Raw genomic sequence first — 5871 nt, 5'->3', positions numbered from 1 at the left:
TTATTGACTCATCAATCTTGTTATAATACAAATATCCTTTTTGAAGTTCAAGCAACTGTTCGGACGTACTATCTAATATTTTCCTAATCTTATTACTATCATCTAAAAATTGTTTTTCCTGCCATAACGTAATTGTTTTTCTTGAAGCTACCATTTTGAATTGACTACCTAATCTTGCTATCTCCGTCAAAATGGCTTGTATATCTTTGGGTAAATCAACATTCCTAAATGCCACAAATGGTTCATTAAGTATTTTCTTTATTAAGAATTTACTCATACTCAAAGATGGTGATATTTTACACTTAACTTCTTCAAGTTTTATCCTTTCATCAATTGTAAATCTTAAAGGAATAATTACATCACGTCTATCTTTTTCATCCTTTACGGGACGACCATTTTTCTTAGTTTTATCTTTTACTTTTTTCCCCATAATAGTTTTTCAGAAAATACTTAGGTTATATAACATGAGCTTGCGAATGTATTCCATCATAGATGGCGAGGGTTTTGCGAATATAAAAACGATAGTTTTTGTATTCGCAAAACATACCTCGCTCTTTTATAAACGCAAAAAAACTCTTTTATAAACGCAAAAAAACATGGTGAATTTGAATCTAACTTTTACCATTATTTCAACATTTTGACACTTTACAGGCATATTTTAACCTTTGTCGTTGATACGTCGTTGATAAAATTAATAATTGATTCCAATCTATCTATTTTCATAAACTTGTCGTTGATGTGTCGTTGATACGTCGTCTATATGTCGTTGATGCGTCGTTGATAAATTTTTATATTTTATATTTTACACAATATTACATTTTTAATATTTATATTTGTTAAATAATTAAAAATTGTATCGAAAAATATGATTGAATTAGATAAAAACAGTTTTTTAGACATCACGAAAAATAAAAAAAGGGTTCTTAAATCAGTTATTTATTCTTGTTATAAAGACTTGTTTGATAATGATTGCTCAGGTACATACATAATATTATCGGTATTTTTAGAAACAGGTTTAGAGATTAGTCGTGATATTATCTATAACATAAAGAAAGATAAAAAAAATATTAAATGCCTTTTTAAAGCAGATTGGAGAGATACATCAAATGGTTTACAAAAGGGTGAAGAAAATGAGCAAAAAATAGATATGCCTGTGCTTAAAAGTTCAATGTTAGCCAAAAGAGGGGAGCATAAACTACCTGAAAATTATCAGAGAAAACCTCATACCTTAACACAGATTAGATACCATGAATCTTTGAAAAATTATAATTTTGACTATCCTTGGTGTGAATTGGGAGAAAGGGGTGTTCCTCGACCTACACAGGTTGGAGAAGAGTTTGAGGACAGAATACAATATTTTGAAGATATGAAGGTGTACAACTCAATTAATGACGAATATATGATGCCTGATGAACTAAGCGGATTTATAAGTAGAAATCCAAGCATATTTAAAGATTATAGAATTAGTGGTTTTCCGCCGAGTCGTGGCGGCTATCATCCTGACCCAACTATTAATGACACAATTTAACAATCAATAACCATAGTAAATGAAACAAATTTTCATAGTCTCTCAGAGCAAGGGTGGTTCGGGCAAGTCGTTTTTCACCACATTAATGGCTCATAAATACGAAGAAGAAACTACGGTGGGCTTTTACGATATGGATAATTCAACGTTGACTTTATCCTCTCAAATAGCTTTTATTAAAAACTTTAAAAACAGAATACTCAAAGCAAGTATTTTAAATGAAAACGGTAGGATTGAAAGGGATAAAATGGTGAAACTTTTTGAAGCATTAGCCGAGGATAAATTTGAAAAAATCTTTATTGATATGGGTGCAACTGAGTCAGACCAATTATATCAATTTTTGTTAAATGATTTAAATTGTGAAGATTTGAAGGAGTTTATGACGGAAATTTCTTGCGATTTATCATTCATTATTCCTGTTTCTGGAAATACTGCGACAAAAGCAACCTCAAATTACGCTAAATTGATGTTCAATTTGGTATCAGACTTTTTCAAAATTTTTATTGTGGAAAATCTTGAATTAACCGATAATGATTCATCAATTGAAATAGGAAATATTTTAGGCGTTGAAGCAGAAACAATAAAATTTGGAAAAACAGAAGGAGACACTGAAAGAGGGAAAAGAGTGGTAAATATGATTAAAGAAGGTAAATCTGCTACAACACTTAACATACTTACCAGAGGGAAAATGAAAAGCCTTCTTGAACCGCTTAATTTTTAAATATCCTATGGATGAGTATCAGGTAAATATCGAAAATCTGGATAGATTTATCAGTGCATTTCATGCTCAAACTGGTACAAGATTAGACAGAGATTTAGCACTGCTTTACTTTGAAATTACGAAAGATAGGAGGGTTGTCATTGAAAGTGTGAATAATTCAAAAGTTGCTGTTGAAACTTTTATGAAAGTTGAGAAATCATTTCAAGAAAACGTTTTGAAAGAAATTATTACTTTACAAAAGGGAATAGAAAGTTTGAGATTAAAAACCGATGAAAAGAAATCTTCTTTTTCCTCCCTCCTACTTCGTTTGCATCATGGATTAGGATTATCATCAAAAATTATTTTCGGTGGCTTATTCGTCAGTTTCTGCGGTCTAATAGTTTTTTTGATTTATCATATATATCTTGATTTTGAATATTTAAAGAAGAATCAAAATTTTTCAAATTCAATTGAAATAGTCAAAGGGAAGCAATACAATGTGATTAAATTGAAAGATGGTGTTTACGTCAAAAAACAAACTTTGTACATTCCGAAGAAATAGAATTTCCTTATTGTCCCCTTTGTAATAAAAAAGTAGCTAAATGAATAGCTGCTTTTTTTTATGAGTAAATCCATCGTTGAAACTCAACAGAATTAAACTTTACTTTTGGTTCGTTAATTAATCCAATTTGCTTTGCATTAATTAAGGCTTCCTTTTTATTGTGGGCGGTTACAAGTGTGTAACCATCTCTATTATTAGGAGTTACATAATAGGCACGATATAATCTTATCTTTTTCATTAATTAACTGTTGAAAAGTGGTTTTCATTGGAAAAAGAAACAATGCCTTTCACTCCTCCGTCCTGTCCATTATTTTTAATCAAAAAATTATTAATTTCTTCTAATTTCATGGTTTCAATTTGAAAAGAATGGAAACCATGAAATCTTAAATGCCAGGAAGTTTGGTGTCCATTTTGTTTTGACACTTTTCCTTCCCCTGATTTTAAATTTAGCTCAACCCACCTTTTATCAGATTGCAAATGTACAATTTCACCGCCAGCGTATGGATATAATGTAAATTCTTGTTCGGCTCTCATATTAGCCACTTTTAGATTAAAAGATTTGAATTGCATGATATTTGAATTTAAAAATGATGTTTAATTTTAGCAAGTGGACACGATGCCCACTTGCGTAATTCCTTGATTATTCTGCTTACTTTGTAACTGGAAAACTGACAGATTAGGTGGTAATAAAAAGGTTTTTGAGAGTCTTATTTTCCTTCTCATAAACAGTCTCTTTTCTTCTGTTTTCTTACTATAAAGGTACGGCAATAATAAGTCAATAATTAGAATAACAAACTGACAGTCAAATACTTAAACCCAATTCGTAAACATTAAAATTGCCCCCATTGTAAATAAAAAATTCCACATAGAAAATTTTCTACGTGGAATTAAAAATATATTGAAGAGAATTAATTAACAATCATCCATTACCAATTGCCAATGTTGTTTTCTTAGATATTCAAATGAATAAGTACCATTGTCATTGAGTGCAATTTTGTCTTTATCGACATCAACTTTACAAATACATAAAGGATATGTTCCCTTATGCCAATTAGTACAATGGTTGCAATAATTCAAAGCATCATCAAAATTGGAGTATAAATAGTCTTTTCCACTCCCATCTGCTTCTGAAAGATGAAAATTCCAAACCCCATACATTTGTACTGCATCGGGATTATTAACTATCTTTTTAGGAATACTTAAATCAACCCTTAATGGTACTGTATCTTGGTTAAAACATTCAATTTGAAATAATATCGTTTCGAGGTCATTTTTTTTACAAATATTATTTTGTAAGTTAAAAATCGTATTATGTATTCTGCTTTCTTCTTCTTCCGTAGAAAATGTGGTACTCCAACTTTCTAACTCCTTGACAATTAGTCTTCGTTGAGCATAAATATCTTCAATAGATTGCAATAAAGTGTTCATCGTTAATTTATTATGGGTTCAATAATGTTAAGATTACAAATATCTTGTAATCTGACCAAGGTCAAATAAATATGTTTTTCTAGACGACTTTCTTCTTCCTCAAAATGTCTTTTTTCATCGGGCAGATAAAAGTCTAAGATTTCAGCTATTAAAATTTTGGCTTCAACGCTAAGGGTTAATTTTGGATTAGTCATGTTTTTTTTAATTAAAGTTTATACCGAATAGATAGTCTCTGATTCAAAATGAATATCATCCGTTACATCAATAAATTTGGTTTGACAGTAGTCACTCGTTGAAAGAATAAAATCTTCTTCTGCTTCTGAATACTTATCAGAAACAAATCCTTTCGCTTGGTCTGCTGTTTCAGCTTCAACCTTAAAATGTTTAGTTAAAGTTTCTTCGATTTCAATGACAAAAATTGACATATATTGATTTTGTTTGACGTTAAATTTTAGCAAGTGGACACGATGCCCACTTGCATAATTTTCATGATTATTCAGCTTTCTTTGTCTCTAAAAAACTGATAGATTCTGTGGTAATAAAAAGACTTCTAATAGCTTTATCTTCCTTCTCGTAAACATTCTCTTTTAATGAACCTGTTACAATTACCCGAACTCCTTTTAACAACTTTTCTACTATCCATTTAGGTAATCCCCATCCCTCACACTTGACCCATGTGGTCTGCTCTTTCTCTTCTCCTGTTTTGGTCTTGTATTTAACCCTGTGAGCAATACTAAACTTGGTAACGGATGTTTCGCCTGTGCTGGTAGATACTGCATCAGCACCTAAATTCCCTTCAAAAATAACTTGATTTATCATGATTTTATATTGTTTATTTAGACACTTTGATAAGGTGGTCTATTTTCCTTTTGCTTAATATAAAGGTACGACAAGATTAAGCTAATGAATAGAGTAACTAATTGATAATCAAATACTTAATTCCAGCTTGTAGAGTATTAAAATTGCCCCCTTTGTAAATAAAAAAATCCACATAGAAAATTTTCTACGTGGATTTCGCAATAAAAAACAATATAAAACTAAATTGATTTTATGCAAGTGGACACGATGCCCACTTGTGTAACATCCTTATTTATTCAGCTTTCTTTACCTCTAAAAAATTAATAGATTCTGTGGTAATAAAGAGGCTTCTGATAGTTTTATCTTCCTTCTCATAAACATTCTCTTTTAATGAACCTGTTACGATAACCCGAACTCCTTTTAACAACTTTTCTACCATCCATTTAGGCAATCCCCACCCTTCACACTTGACCCATGTGATCTGCTCTTTCTCTTCTCCTGTTTTAGTTTTGTATTTAACTGTATGAGCAATACTAAATTTGGTAACGGCTGACTCACCTGTAATGATAGATACTGAATCAGCACCTAAATTTCCCTCGAAAATAACTTGATTTATCATGATTATATTTAATTAATAATGGCATATTTTAAGGTTGCCTTTCCTTCTTATTTCCCTATAAAAGTACAAAATTTTAACAACTAATACAATAGTAAATTGCTGGTAATCAGATATTTAATTAAAAAATACACTTTACTATAATACTGTGAAAAAGTGAAGATACTATCCGTTTTAAAGGACAAAAGATAATTGAATCTTTTATGATTAATTCAGCTATTAATTAAAATGACCTCATAAAA

Annotated in this window: 11 protein-coding genes; 3 read left to right on the top strand and 8 right to left on the bottom strand. The window is 30.4% G+C overall.

The window, feature by feature from the left end; genetic code table 11:
* On the bottom strand, window positions 1–430 hold a 430-nt coding region (locus AC1W31_RS20145; protein WP_481736296.1), incomplete at its 3' end, for a hypothetical protein.
* 435 nt (window positions 431–865) lie between these two features.
* On the opposite strand from AC1W31_RS20145, the gene AC1W31_RS20140 reads away from it, so the two are divergent.
* The 3 genes from AC1W31_RS20140 to AC1W31_RS20130 are packed head-to-tail and all read left to right on the top strand — an operon-like array spanning window position 866 to window position 2787.
* Window positions 866–1528 carry a hypothetical protein gene (locus tag AC1W31_RS20140; protein ID WP_481736295.1) on the top strand — a complete coding sequence of 221 codons (663 nt, stop codon included), beginning with the start codon at window positions 866–868 and terminating at the stop codon, window positions 1526–1528.
* 19 nt (window positions 1529–1547) lie between these two features.
* Window positions 1548–2246, top strand: coding sequence for a P-loop NTPase family protein (locus AC1W31_RS20135; RefSeq protein WP_481736294.1), 699 nt, complete (start codon window positions 1548–1550; stop codon window positions 2244–2246).
* Between the two features lie 7 nt (window positions 2247–2253).
* Window positions 2254–2787 carry a hypothetical protein gene (locus AC1W31_RS20130; protein ID WP_481736293.1) on the top strand — a complete coding sequence of 178 codons (534 nt, stop codon included), beginning with the start codon at window positions 2254–2256 and terminating at the stop codon, window positions 2785–2787.
* A 58-nt stretch (window positions 2788–2845) separates the two neighbouring features.
* Here AC1W31_RS20130 and AC1W31_RS20125 read toward each other — a convergent pair whose 3' ends face one another.
* The 7 genes from AC1W31_RS20125 to AC1W31_RS20095 form a co-directional block, all read right to left on the bottom strand.
* On the bottom strand, window positions 2846–3025 hold the full coding sequence (locus tag AC1W31_RS20125; RefSeq protein ID WP_481736292.1) for a hypothetical protein: 180 nt from the start codon (window positions 3023–3025) through the stop codon (window positions 2846–2848).
* On the bottom strand, window positions 3025–3357 hold the full coding sequence (locus AC1W31_RS20120; protein ID WP_481736291.1) for a hypothetical protein: 333 nt from the start codon (window positions 3355–3357) through the stop codon (window positions 3025–3027). The genes AC1W31_RS20125 and AC1W31_RS20120 overlap by 1 nt, the downstream gene beginning before the upstream one ends.
* A 342-nt stretch (window positions 3358–3699) precedes the next feature.
* Entirely contained in the window at window positions 3700–4215 is a 516-nt protein-coding gene (locus AC1W31_RS20115) for a hypothetical protein (protein ID WP_481736290.1), read from the bottom strand.
* Between the two features lie 2 nt (window positions 4216–4217).
* Window positions 4218–4409, bottom strand: coding sequence for a hypothetical protein (locus tag AC1W31_RS20110; protein WP_481736289.1), 192 nt, complete (start codon window positions 4407–4409; stop codon window positions 4218–4220).
* A gap of 18 nt (window positions 4410–4427) precedes the next feature.
* Window positions 4428–4640 (bottom strand): DpnD/PcfM family protein, encoded by a 213-nt coding sequence (locus AC1W31_RS20105; RefSeq protein WP_481736288.1) that lies wholly within the window; start codon window positions 4638–4640, stop codon window positions 4428–4430.
* 67 nt (window positions 4641–4707) lie between these two features.
* Window positions 4708–5034 (bottom strand): single-stranded DNA-binding protein, encoded by a 327-nt coding sequence (locus tag AC1W31_RS20100; protein WP_481736287.1) that lies wholly within the window; start codon window positions 5032–5034, stop codon window positions 4708–4710.
* 271 nt (window positions 5035–5305) lie between these two features.
* Window positions 5306–5632 (bottom strand): single-stranded DNA-binding protein, encoded by a 327-nt coding sequence (locus AC1W31_RS20095; RefSeq protein ID WP_481736286.1) that lies wholly within the window; start codon window positions 5630–5632, stop codon window positions 5306–5308.
* Between the last annotated feature and the right edge of the window lie 239 nt (window positions 5633–5871).

Source organism: Arcicella sp. (assembly GCF_964672035.1).
The sequence above is the reverse complement of the archived record's forward strand: the minus strand, read 5'-3'. Positions and strand labels throughout refer to the sequence as shown.